The organism is Nautilia sp. (genome assembly GCF_053994455.1).
On the sequence record NZ_JBMYAU010000085.1, the window covers coordinates 1 to 21,378 of the forward strand.

21 protein-coding genes and 1 pseudogene are annotated in these 21,378 nt (G+C 38.1%); 3 read left to right on the forward strand and 19 right to left on the reverse strand.

Annotated elements, in window-relative coordinates:
• The 18 genes and pseudogenes from ACXJIE_RS06355 to serB all read right to left on the reverse strand — a co-directional run.
• Positions 1–1,199, reverse strand: a 1,199-nt coding sequence (locus ACXJIE_RS06355) for a WD40 repeat domain-containing protein (RefSeq protein ID WP_456480126.1), incomplete at its 3' end; no start/stop codon positions are given.
• Positions 1,196–2,818: an ABC1 kinase family protein gene (locus tag ACXJIE_RS06360; protein WP_456480127.1), complete on the reverse strand. Its 1,623-nt coding sequence runs from the start codon at positions 2,816–2,818 to the stop codon at positions 1,196–1,198. The genes ACXJIE_RS06355 and ACXJIE_RS06360, both read right to left, overlap by 4 nt.
• Positions 2,808–3,104, reverse strand: a complete 297-nt coding sequence (locus ACXJIE_RS06365; protein ID WP_456480128.1) for a phasin family protein — start codon at positions 3,102–3,104, stop codon at positions 2,808–2,810. The genes ACXJIE_RS06360 and ACXJIE_RS06365 overlap by 11 nt, the downstream gene beginning before the upstream one ends.
• A 30-nt stretch (positions 3,105–3,134) precedes the next feature.
• Positions 3,135–3,652, reverse strand: a pseudogene (gene msrA, locus ACXJIE_RS06370) (peptide-methionine (S)-S-oxide reductase MsrA).
• Complete coding sequence (gene dxs, locus ACXJIE_RS06375) at positions 3,645–5,462, reverse strand: 1-deoxy-D-xylulose-5-phosphate synthase (RefSeq protein ID WP_456480129.1); 1,818 nt, start codon at positions 5,460–5,462, stop codon at positions 3,645–3,647. Before dxs ends, msrA begins: the two are co-directional and overlap by 8 nt.
• Entirely contained in the window at positions 5,459–6,232 is a 774-nt protein-coding gene (gene fliH, locus ACXJIE_RS06380) for a flagellar assembly protein FliH (RefSeq protein ID WP_456480130.1), read from the reverse strand. The genes dxs and fliH overlap by 4 nt, the downstream gene beginning before the upstream one ends.
• Positions 6,225–7,250, reverse strand: coding sequence for a flagellar motor switch protein FliG (gene fliG / locus ACXJIE_RS06385; RefSeq protein WP_456480131.1), 1,026 nt, complete (start codon positions 7,248–7,250; stop codon positions 6,225–6,227). Before fliG ends, fliH begins: the two co-directional genes overlap by 8 nt.
• 9 nt (positions 7,251–7,259) lie before the next feature.
• The gene (fliF, locus tag ACXJIE_RS06390; protein WP_456480132.1) at positions 7,260–8,945 is read right to left on the reverse strand and encodes a flagellar basal-body MS-ring/collar protein FliF; all 1,686 of its coding nucleotides are present in this window, start codon (positions 8,943–8,945) and stop codon (positions 7,260–7,262) included.
• On the reverse strand, positions 8,942–10,015 hold the full coding sequence (gene hisC / locus ACXJIE_RS06395; protein ID WP_456480133.1) for a histidinol-phosphate transaminase: 1,074 nt from the start codon (positions 10,013–10,015) through the stop codon (positions 8,942–8,944). Before hisC ends, fliF begins: the two co-directional genes overlap by 4 nt.
• Before the next feature lie 32 nt (positions 10,016–10,047).
• Positions 10,048–11,115 carry a prephenate dehydratase gene (gene pheA / locus ACXJIE_RS06400; RefSeq protein ID WP_456480134.1) on the reverse strand — a complete coding sequence of 356 codons (1,068 nt, stop codon included), beginning with the start codon at positions 11,113–11,115 and terminating at the stop codon, positions 10,048–10,050.
• Positions 11,105–11,860, reverse strand: a complete 756-nt coding sequence (locus tag ACXJIE_RS06405; protein WP_456480135.1) for an HAD-IIA family hydrolase — start codon at positions 11,858–11,860, stop codon at positions 11,105–11,107. Before ACXJIE_RS06405 ends, pheA begins: the two co-directional genes overlap by 11 nt.
• Positions 11,861–11,878: 18 nt before the next feature.
• On the reverse strand, positions 11,879–13,084 hold the full coding sequence (gene lysA, locus ACXJIE_RS06410; protein ID WP_456480136.1) for a diaminopimelate decarboxylase: 1,206 nt from the start codon (positions 13,082–13,084) through the stop codon (positions 11,879–11,881).
• Positions 13,084–14,100 carry an LptF/LptG family permease gene (locus ACXJIE_RS06415; RefSeq protein ID WP_456480137.1) on the reverse strand — a complete coding sequence of 339 codons (1,017 nt, stop codon included), beginning with the start codon at positions 14,098–14,100 and terminating at the stop codon, positions 13,084–13,086. The genes lysA and ACXJIE_RS06415 overlap by 1 nt, the downstream gene beginning before the upstream one ends.
• Positions 14,101–14,640 carry an aminoacyl-tRNA hydrolase gene (gene pth, locus ACXJIE_RS06420; RefSeq protein ID WP_456480138.1) on the reverse strand — a complete coding sequence of 180 codons (540 nt, stop codon included), beginning with the start codon at positions 14,638–14,640 and terminating at the stop codon, positions 14,101–14,103.
• 51 nt (positions 14,641–14,691) lie between these two features.
• Positions 14,692–15,228, reverse strand: coding sequence for a 50S ribosomal protein L25/general stress protein Ctc (locus ACXJIE_RS06425; protein WP_456480139.1), 537 nt, complete (start codon positions 15,226–15,228; stop codon positions 14,692–14,694).
• Positions 15,229–15,281: 53 nt separating this feature from the next.
• On the reverse strand, positions 15,282–16,403 hold the full coding sequence (locus tag ACXJIE_RS06430; protein ID WP_456480140.1) for a type IV pilus twitching motility protein PilT: 1,122 nt from the start codon (positions 16,401–16,403) through the stop codon (positions 15,282–15,284).
• Between the two features lie 13 nt (positions 16,404–16,416).
• Entirely contained in the window at positions 16,417–17,370 is a 954-nt protein-coding gene (locus tag ACXJIE_RS06435; RefSeq protein WP_456480141.1) for a transaldolase, read from the reverse strand.
• Between the two features lie 9 nt (positions 17,371–17,379).
• Positions 17,380–18,000 carry a phosphoserine phosphatase SerB gene (gene serB / locus ACXJIE_RS06440; RefSeq protein ID WP_456480142.1) on the reverse strand — a complete coding sequence of 207 codons (621 nt, stop codon included), beginning with the start codon at positions 17,998–18,000 and terminating at the stop codon, positions 17,380–17,382.
• 113 nt (positions 18,001–18,113) lie between these two features.
• Here serB and ACXJIE_RS06445 point away from each other — a divergent pair, with 113 nt between their 5' ends.
• The 3 genes from ACXJIE_RS06445 to ACXJIE_RS06455 all read left to right on the forward strand — a co-directional run bounded on the left by ACXJIE_RS06445 (position 18,114) and on the right by ACXJIE_RS06455 (position 21,030).
• Positions 18,114–18,341 carry a Sec-independent protein translocase subunit TatA/TatB gene (locus ACXJIE_RS06445; protein ID WP_456480143.1) on the forward strand — a complete coding sequence of 76 codons (228 nt, stop codon included), beginning with the start codon at positions 18,114–18,116 and terminating at the stop codon, positions 18,339–18,341.
• On the forward strand, positions 18,334–19,059 hold the full coding sequence (gene tatC, locus ACXJIE_RS06450; protein ID WP_456480144.1) for a twin-arginine translocase subunit TatC: 726 nt from the start codon (positions 18,334–18,336) through the stop codon (positions 19,057–19,059). Before ACXJIE_RS06445 ends, tatC begins: the two co-directional genes overlap by 8 nt.
• A 132-nt stretch (positions 19,060–19,191) precedes the next feature.
• The gene (locus tag ACXJIE_RS06455) at positions 19,192–21,030 is read left to right on the forward strand and encodes a DUF505 domain-containing protein (RefSeq protein ID WP_456480145.1); all 1,839 of its coding nucleotides are present in this window, start codon (positions 19,192–19,194) and stop codon (positions 21,028–21,030) included.
• Here ACXJIE_RS06455 and ACXJIE_RS06460 read toward each other — a convergent pair.
• Positions 21,020–21,378: GGDEF domain-containing protein (locus tag ACXJIE_RS06460; RefSeq protein ID WP_456480146.1), on the reverse strand; the 359-nt coding region annotated here is incomplete at its 5' end. The genes ACXJIE_RS06455 and ACXJIE_RS06460 overlap by 11 nt on opposite strands.

Below are 21,378 nucleotides of genomic sequence, written 5' to 3' on the forward strand. Positions count from 1 at the left end.
TCTTTTTCGGCAAGTTTATAATATTTTGTGTTTTTTAACAGTTCGAATTGATTTGCGAGTTGGTAAAAAAGCGCAAAATTTCTGCTTTCGTATGCTTTTTTAAATTTAACAATATTTTCAAAATGGGAAACTGTTTTTAAAACTTCTTCCCTTTTTTCAAAAACATTCATAAAAGGTTTTAAAATTTCAAGAGCTTTACTTTTTAAATTGTTTTCAAAATATTTAACTGCTTTTTTTAAAGTGGCCTTATATAAAAGTTCAAGTTTTTCATAGGCTTTGGTTTTTTTTAAAAAAGGATTGTTTGAAATCAAGTTATAAGCAGTTTTATAATCCTCATTTAATATAAAATTAAGCAATTCCAACTCATCATATAATTCTGTATATGCCAATACATTGTTTTTTGCAAAATATAGTTTATCGTTAAATACTACAATTTTATCGGCATCAATTTCAAACATTTTTTCGTTTATTAATGTTTCATTTTCCAAATCATATAAAACTATCCTGTTTTTAACGGCAATAAAAATATAATTTTCGTATATACAAAAATCCCTAAATTCTTCATATAAATCGATTCTGTCCTTACGCTCTTTTTTATCCCTGTCCCACTTAATAATATCCGCATATTCCGAAGCACTGGTTAAATAGTTTTTATTTTCGATTTTTACGGCCTTTTTAAGATGCAGATATCTTACCGTCTTTTTTAAAGAAAACTGATTTACAAACAAAACCCCTTTATCATAGCTTGTGGCATAAATTTCATCTTCACCAAAAGTAATATCACTTATAAAATCTTTATATTTTACTAATTTTGAAACCATTTTAAAAAGACTTAAAGAATATAAAAAAATCTTTCCGTCGATGCCGCCGCTGGCAAAATAACCATTACCGAAAGAAACACTTAAAACATCGCCTCTGTGCCATTCATATCTGTCAATTAATTTTTTGTTTTTAATATCCCAAAGTGTAAGGGGTTTATTTGTAACTGAGAGTAAAAGATAATTAAACCCATCATCAATTTCAATTGTATTTTCGGAAGCTTTATTTTGAGGAAGTTTTATTTTAAATCCGTTTGTAAGTTTAAAATTATCATCAAAAACATAAACCCTGTTTTCAACATCTACAATTGCAAAACCATTTGAATTTATATTAATATAAGAAATTTCAGCCGCAAATTCTTTAAGGGTTTTAACATTCATTTATCTTTTCCCATAAATATGAAAATCAGTATTATTCCCATTATTGTGGCAAAAGCAAATCCGGCTATTCCGAAGACTGACACACCGTAAATCAATGGCGGAATTTTAGCGCTCAATATCATGGATGAACCTATTAAAATAGCGGCTATTATTATTGCAATCGAAAGTCTGTTTGCGGAACTGTTTATTGTTTTTTCAAAATCGTCAAGCCCCATATGCTCAAATTCAATTTTGAGTTTTCCGTTTTTAAGTTTATTGATTATATCTTTAATATCTTTTGGCGAATTATATAAAAGTTCTTTAAACTCCATATTCAATATATAAGACTGTTTTACAAAATCAGAAAATGAAAATTTTTTATAATGCTTTGCTATAAAAGGCTTTATTAGTTTAACCGCGTTAAATTCCGGATACAGTCTTTTGCCGACACCCTCAATAGCAACAACCGCCTTTGCCAAAAGGTAATTTTCTTCTTTTAAATAAACCTTATACCTGTTCATAATCCTTAAAATATCGTTAATTACGGCTCTTAATTCCAAATCTTTAAGTGAAGAATAAAAATACATTGATATAATATCCGACATTTCTTTTTTAAAAGAAGAAATATCGATATTATCACCTGTTTTGGAAAGTTTCAAAACACATATTGCGGCGTCTTCTTCTTTTTTGTTTATTACAAAATAAAAAAATTCCATTAAATGCCTCGCATCTTCTTCACTGAATCTGCCCATTATTCCAAAATCCAAAAAAACAATTTTACCATTACTGATCCATATATTTCCGGGATGCGGATCTGCGTGAAAGAATCTGTGTATAAAAATTTGTTCACAAAACGCATTAAATCCTTTTACGGCAATTTCTTTCAAATCATAACCCGCATTTTTCAGTTTTTCAATTTCTGACACCTTAATACCCTCAATATATTCCATAATTAAAATACGTTTTGTGCAATATTTTTCATACAGCTTTGGCACTTTTACATCGGAATTGTTTTTTAAATTAGAGGCGAACCTTTTTAAATTCAACGCTTCAAAATTAAAATTCAGCTCCCTTTTAATAGAAACGGCGAATTCTTCTATTATTTTTACGCTGTCTATACCGTAAATTAAGAATTTTTCCCTTAAAATCCTTGCAAAATCCATCAATATTGAAATATCCGAATAAATTTTCTCTTCAATACCGGGTTTTAAAATTTTAACCGCTACAATTTCACCGCTTTTTAATGTGGCTTTATAAACCTGACCGATAGAAGCACTGGCAAGAAGTTCAAAGTTTTTTTCAAAATCGTTGTATTTTTCCGCAAGTTCTTCTTTTAATACATTTTCCATATTTTTAAAAGGCAAAGGTGATACACTGTCTTGCAGTTTTTCAAGTTCTTTTGCAAGTTCCAAGGAAATAAGATCAGGCCTTAAGGAAAGAAACTGGGCGAGTTTTATAAAAGTGGGACCGAGTTCTTCTATTGCTTTTCTGATTCTCTCACGTCTTTTAATTTTATAATTGGATTTTTTTTTATAATTGACACTTACACCTATTGCTTCAACCAAATTACCAAAGCCGTATTTGGTTAAAATTAAAATTATTTCATGTGTTCTTTTCAGTTTATAAAAGTTATTTTTCATTATTTTTACTGATTAACTCTTTTATTTCTTTTTTAAGTTCGCTTATATCTTCTTTTGTTGCTACCCCAAGCTCGTTTAGCTGTTTTTTTACTTCTTCTTTAATCATATCCTGAAGCTCTTTTAATTTATTTTCAGATTCTTTTTTAAGCTCATCAATAAGATTTTGGGCTTCGCTTTCACTAAGTTCACCTCTTTTTTTTGCTTCCTCTATCAGTTCTTCAAATTTCTCTTTTGCAAGTAACGCACTGCCGACTCCGACTTTAACCAGCTCTTCAATTTTTATCATTTTATACTCCTTAAACGAATTTTTTATTTATTATAACACTTTTTTGGAAAATTTTTTAATGAATTTCAGTACCTTCGGAGCAACTACGTAAGCACAATAAGGATTTTGAGGATTTTTTTTAAAGTAATTTTGATGACATTCTTCGGCTTTATAAAAATTTTCAAGCGGTTTTACTTCCTTCACGGCTTTTACACCTTCTTGTTCGAGTTTTTTTATTTTTGCAAGCGCTTTTCTTTTTGAATGCCGTCCGTGTAAAAAACAACCGAACGGTACTGCGTACCTACGTCGTTTCCCTGCCGGTTCAGCTGGGTGGGATCGTGAATTTTAAAAAACACATCAAGAAGATCCTCATAAGAAACCCTGTTTTCGTCATAAACAATTTCCATCACCTCCGCATGTCCGGTAACACCCTCACACACCTGCTCGTATGCAGGGTTTTTTACCGAACCGCCGGCATAACCGGACGTTACTTTTTCAACCCCTCCGATTTTTTCGAATACGGCATCAAGACACCAAAAACAACCTCCCCCGAAAACCGCTTTAGGCATCAACGTCCCTTTTAATATATTCGGCTATGCTGCGGGCATCTAATTTCAGAGATTTTTCAACCTCGTCCGTTTTACCGTGCGGAATAAATTCATCGGGATACTCAAAGCTGTGTACATCGACGTTTATATTTTCATAATTTGCGAAATCACTCAGCAGCTCCCCTATTCCTCCCTCTTTGGCATTGTCGCTTATAACATACCATTTTTCAGCTTTAAGGTTTTTTAACAGTTCCTTATCCAACGGTTTTACAAACCTCAAATCCACAAGTCCCGTTTCAATACCCTCTTCTTTTAAAATTTTATAAACTTCGTATGCTTTTCCGACTCCGTTTCCGTATGCAATAAGTACGGTTTTACCGCCGTTTATTAAAATTTCACCTTTTCCGAGCTCAAAATTTTCCGCTTTGAAAACACCGTCTTTAAGAATAAAAGATCCTCTTGGATATCTGAAGGCGCAAGGCCCCGAATCAAAACGGTAGGCAAACTCGACGGCCTTTTTCAAAGTACCGAAATCCCTCGGTGCAAACAGTGTCATATTAGGCAAAATTCTAAGATACCCCACATCGAAAACCCCCTGATGTGTTTCTCCGTCGGCCCCTACTATTCCGGCCCTGTCTATTGCGAACCTAACCGGATAGTTATCAAGGCACACGTCGTGGATTATCTGATCATACCCCCTTTGCAAAAAAGTGGAATAAATGGCCACAAAAGGCTTAAATCCCTCTTTCGCAAGCGGCGCCATGGAAGTGACGCCGTGCTGCTCGGCAATACCCACATCCCAGAATCTATGCGGAAAATTTTTCATAAGTTCCTTCATTCCCGTACCGCTCGGCATAGCTGCGGTGACACCCACCACCTTTTCATCTTTTTTAGCTATTTCCAGAAGTTTTTCGGAAAAAACTTTTGTGGCCGAAAGGGAAGGTTTTGCCACCGGCTCCCCCGTTTTTAAATCGAAAGGCCCTACACCGTGCCAATGCTCGTAATATCCTTCCGCCTGCTTATAACCTTTTCCCTTAACCGTCTTAGCATGCACTATAACAGGTTTTTTAAGCTCTTTGGCCATTTTAAGCGTTTCGATTATTTCTTCGAGATTGTGCCCGTCTATGGGGCCTATATACTCAAGCCCCATTTCTTCAAAAAAAACTCCGTGCACACTGAACATTTCTTCGACTTTTTTGGCCATATATTTAATGTCCCTCGGTGCCGAGTCCAAAAATTTTTTAAACTTCTCTTTAAATCCCTGGTAAAATTTTCCCGCTTTAAGCCTGGTAAGATATTTGCTTAGCGCCCCTATGGGTTTTCCTATACTCATTTCGTTGTCGTTTAAAATAATAACAACCGGATACTTTCTAAAACCGAGCTCGTTAAGGGCTTCGTAAACCATACCCGCGCTCATAGCCCCGTCTCCGATTAAAACGACAGGGATTCTGTTTTCTTTTTTCAACCGTATGGCTTTTGCCGCTCCCACGGCCACGGATACGGAAGTGGAAGAATGCCCGGCGCTGAAATAGTCATACCTGCTTTCGGAAGGCCTGGTATATCCGCTTATTCCGCCGAACTGCCGCAGTGTTTCAAATTCTTCCCATCTGCCCGTAATCAATTTATGGGCGTACGCCTGATGTGAAACATCGAATATAAAGGGATCTTTTTTAACGTCAAAAACATAATGCATACCTATTATAAGCTCCACCGCTCCGAGTGTGGAACTGAGATGTCCACCTTTTTCGGAAACAACTTCGAGTATTCTGTTTCTGATATCCTGAGCCAGTTTTTCAAGTTCTTTAATGTTTTTATTTTTTACATCTATCATTCGTTACCTTCTAATACAGCTTCTTTTATAGCCTTGAATCTTTGCAATATTTCCGCATCGATATTGCCTATGTCGCTAATTATTACAACACCGCCTTCTTTAACCGCTTCGTCTTCTATTATTTCCACGTTCTTCAAATCCTGTTTTTTCAGATACTGCGCATCTTTCGGATTTACTTTAATCTGTATTTTTGTAGCATCTTTAATATCCTCCATTAAGGTTTTCGCTAAATTATACGCTATTTCCCTGGAATTTTCACTAACCTCTTTTTGAATTACCTCTTTTGCGATATCAAGCGCAACAGAAATAAGCTCTTTTTCTATCGATATGATTTTTTCCTCGAATATTTCGTTTATTTTATCAATTTTACGTACCGATTGCTGCAGCATATTTATTTTTTCTTCAAGTTCCTGTCTTATTTGAAGCCCGCTTTCCTCTTTCCCTTTTTTATACCCCTCTTCAAACGCCCTTTTTCTTTCGGCTTCAATCTGTTCTTTGCACTCTTTTAGCTGGCGCTCGAACCCTGTTTGAATGTTGACTATATTATGACTTAACTCTTCTATTTTTTTAAGCAGTTTTTCTATTGTTTCACTGTTTTTTTGCGTTTCTTTTTCAACAGGTTTTTCGAAAGGCTCCCCCGTTTTCGTATCCTCATCGGCCGCAGCATTGTCTTTTTCCTCAACAAAAGCGTTTTCGTCATCAAAGTTTTTAAATTTATATCTGTTTATAATATGGTTTTCCACCGCTTCACCGTTAATGATTCTATTCAATGACTTCTTCCTCCGCTCCTATTGATACTTTGCCTTCTTCCGCAAGTTTCTGGACTATTTCCACTATACTTCTCTGGGCGGCCTCGACATCTTTTACTTTAACGGGCCCTAAAAACTGCATTTCCTCTTCAAAGGCGGCTGCCGCACGCTGAGACATATTTGCCAGAAATTTCTCCTTCAGCTCTTCGGGGGCACCTTTTAAGGCTATCATCAGCTGGTTTTTGTCAGCTTCTTTTAAAACTTCCCTTATGGCGTTGTTGTCAAGTTTCAATATATCTTCGAAGGTAAACATTTTCTCTTTTATCTCTTCAGCCAGCTCGTTGTTGACCTGTTCTATAAATTTGAGAGTGGATTTTGCGGCTTTTTGTCCCAACCTGTTGAATATTTCCGCAACAAACCTCACTCCTCCTATTTCGACTTTGTATCCCGTTAAAGCCTCAAGCTTGGTTTCGAGTATAGCGCTTACCTTTTTAATAACCTGAGGCGAAATATCGCCTAAATTGCTCATTCTAATCAACACTTCGGCCCTAATCTCATCCGGAAAATAGCTCAAAGTTTCGGCCGCACTCGTAGGGTCCATATGCGCAAGTATAAGAGCTATGGTCTGAGGATGTTCGTTAACGATAAAATCGGCGAGCTGCTGCGGTTTGACTTTTTGTAAAAACCCGAACGTCTGTTCGCTCTGCAAGGACTTTGCAAGTTTGTCAAGCACTTTTTTAGCCTCTTCGGGCCCGAGCGCTTTATATAAAATTTCCTTGGCATACTCAAGACCACCGCTCGCAATATACTGGTTCGACTGAAAAATTACATAAAATTCTTCCAATACGGCGGCCGCAACCGCCTTGTCAATCGCCTTAACCGTAGCGATATATTTGGATATCTCCGTTATGGCGTTGACATCCATATATGAAAAAATCTGTGCGGTTAAATCCTCACCCAACTGTATAAGCAGTATAGCGATTTTTTCCTGCATCGACAATTCGTCCAAAATAGCCTGCTGCTGAGCCGAAAGAGCCATTTTCAATCCTTAAGTTTCATTTGTTTCTTCTTTTATCAGATTTTCAAGCACTTTTGCAATTTCCTCCGTTTTTTCCTCGGCCATTTTTACAATCCTATCAAGCAGAACCTCGTATTTAAGTTCTTCTTCGTTAACATCGCTGCTTATACCGAGCTGCTGTTCGACTTTTTCTTTCAGTTCTTTTATTTTATCATAAGTCGATTCGACTTCCTCTTCGTCTATAACCACTTCGGGTTTTGTATATTCCGTTTCCTCTTCAGTTTTAACCTCAAGCATTTTCTGTGTGAAAGGCGTTATAACCTTTTTATAAAAAACGAATAAAACAACAGCAAGTATAAAATATTTAATTACCCCTTCGAAAGGTCCCAGATAAATTTCCAGATTTTTCATAATGCCACCCACTTTCGACCCGGCAGCCCCGTTTTCGGCTCCGTTGTTAAACTGAAAACTGCTTACACTTACACTGTCCCCTCTTTTCGGATCAAACCCTATCGTGTTTTTAACCAGGTTTTCAATATTTGCAAGCTCCAGCTTCCCTAAAGGCACGAACTCTTTTTTTCCGTCCTTGTCGGTTTTGTAGTGTCCGTCCACAACTACCGCCGCGGTGATTCTTTTGATTTTCGCCAGCGGTTCTTTAATATCTTTTACCGTAGTAGAAATTTCATAATTGGTGGTCGTTTCGGATTTGCTGTAACTGTTTTTGACTTCCCCGCTTTTCGTGCCCTGTACCGGTCCTATATTACTGACGGCTCCCGGCACTCCTCCGACTTCTTTGGGTTTGTAGCCGGTTCCGCTCTCCTCGAGAGTCTGTTCGCTTCTTACCACGTTGTCCGGAGAATATATGGTGGATTTCGATTTGACTTCGGAAAAATCTATATTAAGGTTGACTTTCGCAACGACTTTGTTTTTTCCCCCTATCACAGGGGCTAAAATCGACACGATTTTGTCTTCAAGAGCTTTTTCCATTCTTTTTTTGTATAAAATTTCGGCTTTTAAAAGTTCGCTGTTTCTGGTAAGTTCGTCATCTTCTCCTAATAAATTGCCGTACTGGTCTATTATTTTTACGTTTTCCGGTTTCATTTTGGGCACCGCGGCCGCAACAAGATACTTTATACCCCTTATCTGTTTTGGCGTAAGAATCATATTAGGTTTTAATTTGATTACAACGGAAGCCGTAGGAGGGGTCTGCTTGTCCACAAAAACACTTTCTTTGGGAATGGCTATGTTGACCGTCGCGCTTTCGACCGCGTCAAGCGATTCTATGGTTCTTCCCAATTCCCCTTCAAGCGCCCTTAAATATTTCACCTTCTGCTCAAAGTCGGTAATGCCGAAACTATTTTTGTCGAAAAGCTCAAACCCCACCTTGGAATTTTTCGGAAGCCCCTGCGCAGCCACGTCGAGCCTTATTTTCTGTACGACCTCCCTTGGAACCTCTATTACGCCGTCTTCGGGAATTATATAAGGAATTCTCTTTTTTTCAAGATACTGCACTATTAATGCGGCGTCTTTAGATGAGAGATTTTCAAAAAGTATCGCATATCCGTTTTGCAGTTTAGAAGAAGAAGTGTTAAAAACTATCAAAAAAGAAATTATGGCTATAAAAGCCACTATGGAAGAAACAATTACAATTTTCTGTTTTTTGTTCAGATTTTTTGTAAATGCTATTATCTGCTTGAAAACTTCTTCAAAATTCAACTAATCATACCTTCTAACGTTTTTAATAATTTATCATTCTGTTCGGGGGTACCTATTGTAATACGTAAAGCGTCAAAACCGTAACTCGCCATATTTCTTACAATTATACCTTTTTTAAGAAGTTTTTCAGATATTTCAGTGGAATTTTCAATATATAACACAATAAAATTCGTATAACTGTCTATATATTTCAGATTGAATTTTTCGGCAAACCGTTTATATTTTTCCATTTCCTCAAAATTTTTAACGATACCCATACGTACGAACTCTTCATCTTTTAACGCCTCTATTGCCGCGGCAAGGCTTAAGGTGGTAATATTAAAAGGCGGTCTCAGTTTGTGGAGGTTTTGTATGATAAATTCGTCAGCAATGCCGTATCCGACCCTCATGCCCCCGAGGCCGTACGCTTTTGAAAACGTGCCCGTGTATAAAACGTTTTTATATTTTAGAACCTCTTTTATATTTATTTTTTTATTCTCGTCCTTATAAGCCGCAAACTCCTGATACGCCCCGTCGATAATTACCAGGGTCTCCGTGTCGATTTTTTCTATAAAACCGAAAACCTCATCAGCGTCCAAACACTCCCCTAAAGGATTGTTCGGAACACACAGAAAAATTATTTCCGGTTTTTCCTTTTTGTAAATTTCGTAAAACTCCTTAAGATTATGAGTTATGCTTTTCGTTTTTAATATTTCGGCACCGCTCTGTTTAGAATATATTTCATACATAGCAAACGTAATACCGGCCATAAGCACTTTTTTAGGAGAAAGCGCATGAACGGCAAATTCAAGAATCTGGTCGCTGCCTGCCCCGATAATGATATTCGAATTTTTAACATCGAATTTTTCACTTAAAGAATCTTTAAGCTCAAAAAACGAATCATCCGGATATCTGTGCATCTGATCCGCTATGTTTTTGATTTTATCTACCGCTTTAGGCGGCGGACCGTACGGGTTTTCGTTACTGGCGAGTTTTATTATCTCTTCGGGCTTTATTCCGAAATCCCTCACCACAAGCTCGATCGGTTTTCCGGCCTCGTAAGTTTTTAAATTTTTAAGTTTTTCAAACATTAATTCTCCTTCTTTCCAACGCTTATGTTTTATTAACAGTCCCTGAGATAACTTCCGAGCCAGAGCATATCCTGAGATTCGATTATCTCTTTTACGTTTTCATCGTCAATATGCCCCTCAAAATCTATATAAAACCACGTGTTAAACGTATCGTCCTTATTCGGTCTGGATTCGATTTTCAAAAGGTTTATCTCTTTTTCTTTAAATTTTTTCAGCAGCTCAAAAAGCGCACCGGACCTGTGAGACGTTTTTGCAATCACCGAGGTTTTGTCGTTACCGCTTCTTTCGGTTTTAAAATCGCTTATTATTATAAACCTCGTCCTGTTGGCGAGATTGTCCTCTATTTTTTCGAAAAGAAGCGGAACGTTGTAAAGCTTGGCGGCTATTTTAGAACATATCGCCCCGCTTTCCTGATCCTCGGCTGCAAGCTGAGCGGCCTTTGCCGTCGATTCAGTGGGTATGAACTCGACATCCAAAAGCGAATGCGTCTCCAGAAAATTAAGACACTGGTTGTATCCCTGCGGATGCGAATAAATCCTTTTTATGTTTTTTACATCGTTTTGAAAAGAGGCGAACGAATGATGTATGTCCATACATATTTCGGAAACGATTTTAACATCGTATTTCTTCAACGAATCAAGCGTTACACCCACAACCCCTTCCGTATTGTTTTCAATGGGGACTACGCCGTATTTCGCCTCTTTGTTCGCAACCGCTTTAAACACCGCCTCTATGTTTAAAAGAGGCAGGTATTTGGCGTTGGCACCGAACCTGTGCTCGGCCGCCTGATGGGTGTATGTTCCCACGGGACCTAAAAAAGCAATCCTCTCCTTTCTTTCAAGCGTCCTGCTTACGGCGAAAATTTCGAGAAAAATCGCCTCAATTTCGTCATACCCTAAAATTCCGCCCTCTTCTTTACTGAGTTTTGTCAGTCTTTTTATTATTTCCTTCTCCCTTTCGGGCCTATATACGGGAGAATTGCTGGTGTTTTTAAGTTCTCCCACTTTCCGCACTATCTCCATTCTTCTGTTAAGAAGCCTCAGCAGTTCATCGTCGATAATGTCTATTTTTTTTCTGAGTTCCAAAAGCTTATTTTCCATTTCCTCTCCAGTGATTTAATAAATCCCCGATATTTTCATAAACGAAATCGGGTTTTTCAAAAATTTCTTTTCTGTTTTTAATTTTACCGCTTAAAACAAGTGCCGTTTTCATCCCCAATTCGGAAGCGGGAATCAGATCTCCCTTTAAATCGTCGCTGATAATGGTAATTTTATCATAATTTAATTTCAAATACGACCCGGCCTTTTCAAAAAATTTCAAACCCGGCTTTCCCACCGTTACATATTCCCTGCCGGTTGCATATTTAATCATTTCAAGAACGGCGCCTAATCCCGGATACCGCCTGGAATTTTTAGAATAAAGGGAAGTTCTGTGCATTCCCACAAGTTCCGCGCCTTTTAAAACCGTTTCAATAATATCGCTAATCTCTTCATTAATGTACAGTTTTATTCCCATTACAACGGCGCAGGGGTTTTTATAATCGGCTATATACCCTCCTTCTTGCAAAACCTTTAAAAACGCCTCGCTTCCGTAAGGGGCTATTTTTTTACATTTAAGATAATCTTTGAAAACCATTAAAGGATCAAGGTAGTGTTCAAATACAAATCCGAGGTTTTTCAGATATTCTTTAAACTCTCCGGAAGGACGTTTTGTATTGTTGGTAATCAACACGTAAGGAATGCGCTTTTGGTGAAGATATTTTAAAAACTCGGTACTTCCCGGCAGGGGAAGAAACTTTTCGTCGTCTATAAGAGTGCCCTGCACATCGATAAAAAACCCTTTCATCCCTCCCCTTTTTTAAGGTTATTCCAGATAATCTATCTCACACGCTATCAAATCCTCAAATTTTTCCCGTCTTCTTATTATCCTGTCTTTTCCTTCCTCAACGGCTATTTCAGCGGCTCTCGGCCTTGAATTGTAATTGCTGCTCATAGTAAAGCCGTAAGCACCGGCACTGTGTATGATGACCAAATCTCCCGGTTTTGTCGGAGGAATTTCTATATCCTTGGCAAAAAAATCCCCGCTTTCGCATATGGGGCCGACCAAATTGGCCCTGCTCGCCTCTGCGTCCCCGTCGCTTAACACCTCTATTTTATGATATGCGTTATAAAGACTCGGTCTTATCAAATCGTTCATAGCCCCGTCCACGATTACGAATCTTTTTTCCCCGTTTATTTTTTCATATAGCACTTTTGTTAAAAACCAACCCCCGTTGCCGACCAAAAATCTTCCGGGCTCACACACAATCGTTACGTCAAGACCGCTTAATGTCGAAAGAATCGCCTGCGCGTAATCGTACGGTCTTATTGTTTTTTCGTCTTTGTACCTGATTCCGAGTCCTCCTCCGACATCGAAAAACTTAATGTCGACATTCACAGCTTTTAAACTTCTCACAAGATCCGCCACTATCCGGCTCGCCTCGCGTATGGGCTCGAGTTCGGTCAACTGGCTTCCTATGTGAAAATGGATTCCCACAGGGTTTAAAGAAGAAGAGTTTTTTGCAAAAAGATACATTTTTTTTGCGGTATTTATATCCACCCCGAATTTGTTTTCATGAAGACCGGTGGAAATATAGGGATGTGTTTTGGGATCGATGTTCGGATTGACCCTGATTGAAATTCTGGCGGATATTCCCATTTTTTCGGCGATGTCCGCAACCCTTTGAAGTTCGGCTTCACTTTCGACGTTTATCATAAGAATATCGTGTTTTAGGGCTTCTTCTATTTCATCGTCCCTTTTTCCGACACCGCTGAAAATTATTTTATATTTGTCAACTCCGGCAAGCAGCGCCCTTTTAACCTCCCCTATACTCACACAGTCCGCCCCGCTTCCGAGTTCGGCGAATTTTTTGATCACACTCAAATTCGAATTCGCTTTAACGGCATAGGAAATTATGCTTTTTCTTCCTTTGAATGCGTTTTTCAGTTCGTTAAACCGATCCTGAAAATGTCCAAAATCGTAAACATATAAAGGCGTGCCGTACTTTTCGGCCAATCGTTTAAAATCCATTATTTCTCCTTATAAATTAAAAATATTCCGTAAACGAAAATAAAAACGGCAGGTAAAACCAGCACGTAAGGCGAAAGAACCCCCTGTTTGGCGAATTTAAAAATCATAAGTTCCACACCCCATGTAAGTATGGTTAAAAGAACGGATTTTACCAAAAATACGGAAGTGTTGGAAATTCTCTGATGAATCGGCGTTTTAAACATAAGCACTATTAAAAGACCTATCATACTAAGAGCCGTAAATATTTTATAAAGCACTATCGAAAGAAGCGTGTTTATGTTAATGTCCTTAAAAATTTTAATGGCTATAAAAGCGTCGTAATAAGAAATTGAACTGAGGTTTTTCAAATTCGAAATTATTTTGGGCTTAAAATCCTTAAGCATGGACATATCGGTTTTGAATTTTTCAATTCCGTCATTTTTAAAAATTTCTATTTCGGCGTTTTTTGCAAACCATTCGTTGTTTTTAAAAACCGCCTTGGAGGCTTTGATTATTTTAACCACTTTTTCCTTATCTAAAACAAAAACCTTCATATTCAGGGCTTCTTTTAAAATCGGTTCGAGTTTTCCTATATATACGATTTTGTTTTTATATTTCACAAACAGGTTAGTGTTGCTGTACTGTTTTTTATTAAGTATGGAATTGGCGTACTCCCTCACATAGGCGAATTTTCCGAAATTCAAAGCGCTGAACAGCAAAAAAACCGAAAAAGAAACGAATAAAAAAGGTTTTAGCAGTTTTTTAACGGTAAAACCGAGAGAATAAAAACTTACAAGCTCATTAAATTTAACCATATAATAAACCGTAAACAAAAATCCGAACACAACGGAAAGGGAAAAAAACATATCAAAAGCGTACAAAACTATGTAATAAAGATAAAGAACCTGTAAATTCGAAGAATCCGGAAGTTTGTTGTAATTCGCTATAAAGTCTATTATTACGAAAAAAAAAGAGAGTGAAAACAAAATAAGCAGAAAATTTTTTAAATATTTAAAAGATATGTATCTGAAATACATTTAACACTCTTTGCGCGAGTATTTCGAAGCGGCGTTTTTAATGTCCTCAACGGCGAGCTTGATAACGGGAAACAGTTTTTTCATACATTCAGCCTCTTCGGCGCTGAAATCGCTCAAAACATATTTTACGACATCCTCTTTCCTCTCTGGTCTTCCCACACCAATTCTTATTCTGTAATAATCGCTGCCTATATGCCTGTCAAGGGATTTCAGACCGTTATGCCCCCCGTGCGAACCGCCTCTTTTAAACCTTAGCGCCCCGGGTTTCAAATCGATGTCGTCATGTATTACGATTATGTCTTCGTTGTCTATTTTATAGTAGTTTTTTACCAAAACGGCACTCTCTCCGCTTAGATTCATATATGTGGTAGGCTTTAAAAAGAGATATTCCGAGGATTTGAACAAATCTCCCTTAAAAGACGAGCTTATTTTTCCGGCGGAAAATTCCTGAATCAAATAATCAACCGCCAAAAAACCTATATTGTGTCTGTTGTTTTTATATTTATTTCCGGGATTTCCGAGACCGATTATGAGTTTCATATATCCTCTTTTTATGAAGTTAAAGAAAGAAAACGGCAAAAGCCGTTTTTATTATTTAGCCTTAATAACACCCACAACAGGAATTGAAGGGTTAAGGTAACATTCAACACCTTCTGGCATTTCAATGTCTCTTATTAAGATATTGTCTCCAACATCCAAATCCGTTACGTCAAGCTCAAAGAAATCAGGCAGATTCTCAGGAGCCGCTTTAACTTTGATTCTTCTTCTGTGGTAAATCAAAACACCTTTGTTTTTAAGACCTTTAGGAGTCCCTTTAATTTTAATAGGAACGTGATAATAGGATTTGACGCCTTCTTGAGCCATAAGAAGATCCACATGTAAAAGCTCGCCTGTTACAGGATGTTTTTGATATTCCTGAACAACGACCTTAACTTCTCTGTCCCCTACTTTCACAGGGAAAACCAAGTGTTCTTTGTGTCTTAAGTATTTAATAAAATCACCGGTTTTGAATGCCGCATTTATGTTATCCTGACCTTTGCCATAAATGTTAGCAATCAGATAACCATCCCTTCTAAGCTTTTTCGTTTCAGCTTTTGAGGTACTCTCTCTGATAATTCCTTCAAGCATATTTTCTCCTTAAATTTTTTAGAAATGTAATTATATCCAATTTTTTAATTATTTCAACCGTTTTTAAGTCCTATTTTGGATTCTTCCACCACTTCCATACCGCTTTCAAGTTTCGCTTTTTTCAGTTTAAGCAAGAAATCGTCACGGCTTGTCGCAAATTCAAGCGCCATTTTTTCGCTGACCCTTCCTTCTATGACCAGATCGACAAGATGCTGATCAAAACTCTGCGTTCCGTATGTTTTTTTACCTTCTTCTATAACGTCTTTTAACTCGTTGTCCCTTTTTTGCAAAATCAAATCTTTTATTCTCGGTGTTTTTATCAAAATTTCCATAGCGGCCGTTCTTTTGCCGTCCACCGTCGGTACGAGTCTTTGGGATATAATCCCCTCAAGCACAGAAGCTAAAACAATTCTTATTCTGTCCTGTTCGTCCACGGGAAACACGCCTATAACCCTGTTTATCGTCTCCTTCGCATCAAGTGTATGCAGCGTGGAAAAAACAAGATGCCCTGTTTCCGCGGCGTGCAGGGCTATTTCTATAGTTTCCCTGTCTCTCATCTCCCCTACGAGAATGATATCGGGATCCTCCCTCAAAGCCGCCCTTAAAGCCCTGTTGAAACTTAACGTATCCTCCCCCAAACTTCTTTGATTTATAAGGCATTTTTTATCTTTATGAACGAATTCCACTGGATCTTCTATCGTAATTATATGTTTTGATTTAAGCTCGTTTATTTCGTTAATCAGTGAGGCAAGGGTTGTCGATTTACCGCTTCCCGTAACACCCGTTACAAGTACGAGCCCCCTTTCGGCCTGAGCGAACCTGTGCAGTATATCGGGAAAATTCAATTCTTCAATGGTGGGAATTTTGCTCGGAATAACCCTGAAAACGACCGAAGGGCCGTCAATCTGGAAAAAAGCGTTGCCCCGGAACCTGTAATCCTCGTTGAGCTTGTAGTTAAAGTCTATCTCTTTATTTTTTGCAAATTCTTCAAACCTGCTTCTTAGCACCTGTCTTAACAGCTCGATTACATCTTCCCTGTGCAGCACCGGTGATTCCATATTGACAAGTTTTCCCTGTATCCTGGCTTTGATTTTATTGCCCGATTTTATATGCAAATCGCTGCCGCTGTACTTGATAAGTGCGGACAGGTACCTGTTTAACGTCTCTCTTGTCATAGAACCTCCCCCGTTATTTTTTTATCGATTCAAGCATATTTTCAAAGGCTTCTTCGAAAGCCTCAACCCCTTCTTCAAAAAGTTCCTGGTATACCTTTTGCATATTTATTCCGGCAGGGGTTAAAAAAGAAAAAAAGCCGTCGATATGCTTGGTCTGAAAATGAAAACTCTCTTCAATCTCCCTGTTTTTCACCGCCTCTATAACATCTAAAGGAAGGGTTAAAACACTGTGCGGAAGATAGAGGTTTTCGACATAATAGTCTTTAGGAAGGTTGTCCTGTTTCACACCGGTGGACGCAAAAAGCGTTCTGATATTCGGAAGATTGAGACTTTCTATCTGATTATAGATTTTTATCGCATTAAAAAACCCTACCCTGTCCTGTGCCAGATTTTTCTCTTTTAAAACGGGGTTGAGTTTTCTGTCGAACCTGCTGACAAAAACTGAAACAACACCGTCGATGCTTCTGGGACCTTTGCTTATGGCTTCGGCGACCTGCATGGCCCTATTCGGTGAAAAAACAAGTGTGGCGTTTACGTTTATCCCTCTTTTGGCAAGCTCTTCTATAGCCTTAATACCGGCGTCGTTTACAGGCACTTTTATCATTACGTTGTCCCTTTGTATCTTGTCTACAAGCCTCAGAGCCTCGTCGACAGTGCCTTTAGCGTCGTTTATAAGTCTCGGATCCACCTCGATACTCGCATAACCATCATCGCCTTCGTCATACAATCCGCTTAAAATGTCACACGCCTTTTGTATGTCTTTTACGGCAATTTCCTCATAAATCTCTTTAGCCGATTTTCCTTTTAATCTTTTCAGATCCTCTTTGTACACATTTTTTTTCAGTGCGTTCGCAAATATGGCCGGGTTGCTCGTAAGCCCTTTGACCAGCCCGCCGTTAACCCAATCTTTAAACGTGGTATCCAAAAACTCCCTATCAAGATAATCGACCCAAATACTCGTATTCATTATTTCTCCTTATATAAATTCTAAAATTTTTGTCAAATTTTTTTCTTCTATAATTATATTCGCCTCTTTTTTCAATACCTCTTTTGCGCAAAAGGCCACTCTGGTTTCGGCATATTTAAACATACTCAAATCGTTCGCGCCGTCACCTACGACCATCGTTTCGCTTTCGGTCACACCTAAAATATTCTGAATTTTTTTAAGCATATCGCCTTTCGAACGGCTAAACATCATTTCGCCGCCGACAAGTCCGGTAAGAATTCCGTCTTTCGCGTGCAGAACATTGCTGAAATCCGCATCAAGCCCGATTAAATCCTTTACATAGGACGTTGCGTTTCTAAATCCGCCGCTGAAACATATAACTTTTATATTTCTGTTTTTCAGCTCTTTTACAATCTCTTCCGCCCCGGGCATCAAAGGAAGGCTGTGACATATTTCGTTCACTTTCTTTTCTTCAAGCCCCTCTAAGAGCTTAACCCTCATAATCAAACTTTCAAAAAAATCCAGCTCGCCCCTCATAGCCATTTCCGTAATAGAGGCCACTTTTTCTTTAAGGCCTAAAGGTTCGGCTAAAAAATCTATCGTTTCCCCGTCCATTAATGTGGAATCAAAATCAAATACGGCAAGTTTCATTTCTGTCCTTTAACGTTATAAACCTTTATTTTTTTCAAAAGTTTTTAAAATTTTATCAAAGTTTATTACCATTTTTTAAATTTATGCTAAAATTCTCTAAAAAAGGATTGTTCATGGGTGTAAGTACTTGGCAAATTATCGTAATTTTATTGGTAGTGTTACTTTTGTTCGGAGGTAAAAAAATACCGGAACTCGCAAGCGGGCTGGGAAAAGGAATCAAAAATTTTAAAGATGCCGTAAAAGAAGGTGAAGAAGGCGCCGATGTGAAAACGACGGAAAAAGTAGAAGACAAAACTGCAAAAACTGCCGAAACTCCAAAAGAAAAAGAAGTAAATGCTTGAAGATATCAAACCTCACATAGCCGAGCTGCGTTCTCGGCTCATTAAAATAGTGGTAAGTTTCTTCATACTGTTTATTCTCGCTTTCGTTGTATGGAAGGATATCTTTTTATGGATAGCGAAACCGGCTTTCGAAGCCATGAAAAGCACATCTTCTTCGGAAATGATTTTTACAAACCTTGTGGAGCCTTTTATGACGGCGATAAGAATATCGCTTTACACGGCTTTTTTCGCAAGTCTGCCGATACTTCTTTATCATACATGGAAATTCGTCGCTCCCGGACTTTACGAACATGAAAAAAAACTGGTGATTCCGTTCGTAATTTTCGGTACTGTAATGTTTATAGTGGGCGCGGCGTTTGCCTATTACATAGTTTTCCCGATAGGGTTTAAAGTTATGATAAATTTCGGAGGCAAAGATTTTGTCGCAATGCTTAAAATAAGCGAATATGTAAGTGTTGCGTTAAAAATAATGATAGGGTTCGGCATTGCGTTCGAACTTCCCGTCATAACCTATTTTCTCGCCAAACTCGGACTTGTGACGGACAAAACCTTAAAAGAGTTTGCAAGATACGCGATTGTGATTATTTTTATTGTGGCCGCGGTACTGACACCGCCCGATCTGTTTTCCCAAATGGCGATGGCGGCTCCGTTACTGCTTCTGTACGGACTTTCAATTCTGATAGCAAAAGCTGTAAATCCGGAAAAAGAAGACGAATAATCTCATCCTTTTCTCCCGTTCGCTTTTTGTAAAAACCAAAAATTAATAATATTTGATTATATAAATTTAGTCTTCTTGACTTAAGGTGAATTAGTTTGTATAATTTCAAAAATTAACAACAGGAGGCGCAAGATGATTGTAAAAAACAATGCAATTAAAATTATCGAAGAACTATCAAAAAACAGCAGCGTAGATATAAAAAGTCTAAATAATGAAGCTGTGGAGGAGTTGAATTTAAGCGGAATCGTTTCTTTTCCCACACCTGCGGCAATCGAATTTACGTATGCGGGTAAAATAGTGGCGGATGTGTTAAACAGAGTCAAAGAAAAAATAAACATAGCCGAAAACGCAAAATGGGTCAGCAGTGAAATTATCGCTATGATAGACGCTGCGGTAAAAAACGGAAACAAAACAACAAAAGTTTCGAATGAAGAACTTGAAAAAAGAGGTTTTGCACAAAACGGGGAACTGACAAAAGAAGCCCTTGATTTATTTGAAGCGTATAAAATTATGAATCCGGAACTAACAATTGACGCCGAGCTTGCGGAATATATAAGAAAATCCCCGATGGGGCCTACGGATGCACATTACCTGCCTGTTGAAGGCAACAAAAAGGATCTGCTCGAAGCTATGAGGCTTATTGCATACTCCGTTCCGGCAGGGGAATATTTCACGTTTACGGAACTCGGACAGGCGGTTAAAGAGACACTAACATACGGCGGATGGGCAAACGAAGGCAGTGTTTTAGATTTGTCTATATTGGAAGATGTTGCAAAAGTGGCCGACGGTGAGGAAATTGATATAGATTCACTTGCAAACCTCGAATCGCTCGGTTACGTAGCCGATGTGGACAGGTTAACAAAAGCCGGGGAAAAAGCGCTTGAAGTTTACAGAATCTATAAAGACAAAACGGAAAAACCGTTAAAATCATTCGCAATTTCCCAAGAAGAGATTGAAACGCTTAAAACAATCAAATATATCTGGGAAGAAAAAACAACGCAAAATCCGGAAGAAACACCGACTTTTGACGAAATAAAAGCGGAATTGCTCGATAGAAAAGTAAAAGAATACAAAAAACTCATAGAAAAATACGGAAGAAAACTTGACGAAATGCCGAAACTTAAACAGGAAATCGCCAAAAAATTCCAGGACCTTGCAGATAAGAAAAAATGGTTTGACGACAATTTTGATTTAAGAGAGTATTTATATTCGCTTGAAGCGTTCAATCTGATAACCGAAGGTACAGACGAAAAAGGCAAAGCGGTTTATTATGTGACCGAAGACGGGGAAAAAGTAATTGAAGATCAAAATTACGATGAAAGAGCCATTCACAGCTGGTCAGTCAAGACTTTGGCAATTTCCAATAAAATATTCAGCGCACCTAACAGAGAGTGGGTTGAAGTTGCAAGACGCGAAAGAATACTCGGAACATACGAACCGAGCAAATCAGGGCTTTTATATGAGGAACTTGCAACCCACAAAAAACTCCCGTTTATGACAAGATACGAAATGGATATTTTCAAAATGATTCCGGATACCGGAATAGCCTGCGAAAATATTCTTGAAGGCAAAGACGAAGACGAAAAAAGAAAAATCCTCGAAGCGGTTGACAGCCTTGAAGCCAAAGGGTTTTTGGAAGTACTGCCCGACGGACATATAATAGAAACGGAATACGGAAAACTTATGGACGACGCAATGAGCGGAGTTCCCGAAGGATTCGGAGCACCGATTAATCCGACTGTTTACAGAGTCGTAAAAGCAATTGCAGAAACCGGAAGCATGTACGTAAAAGAAAGAAAAATAAGAATACTGCCCGAAAACATTAAAAAAGCGCTAAAATTTTCAGGTTTGAGCAAAGACACGTTCGAAAAAGCCTACATTGCGGCCAGAGAGGCAAAATATCTCGGCAGAAACAGTGTAAACGAATCTGGTATTAAAATGCTAAAAGCGGTGGAGGCGCTCAACTCCTAACCGCTTTTTTCAACCTTTTGTTTTCATACATTCTTTTATCGGCCATATCCAATACTTCTTCGAGATCAAAACTGTCGGTAGGATAATGGGCGTATCCTATACTGCACTGGGGGGTTACTCCGTCAATAGAAGTCGATGTTATTTTTTCCTTAATTCTTAAAGCCACTTTTTTCAAAACAAAAAAATCGGCAAAAATCATAACCACAAATTCGTCTCCCCCGAATCTGAAGGCATAATCTATATCCCTGATCGAATTTTTGATAATTTTCGAAACGTTTATCAAAACTTTGTCTCCGAACAGATGGCCGTAGCGATCATTGATTTTTTTAAAATTATCCAAATCTATAA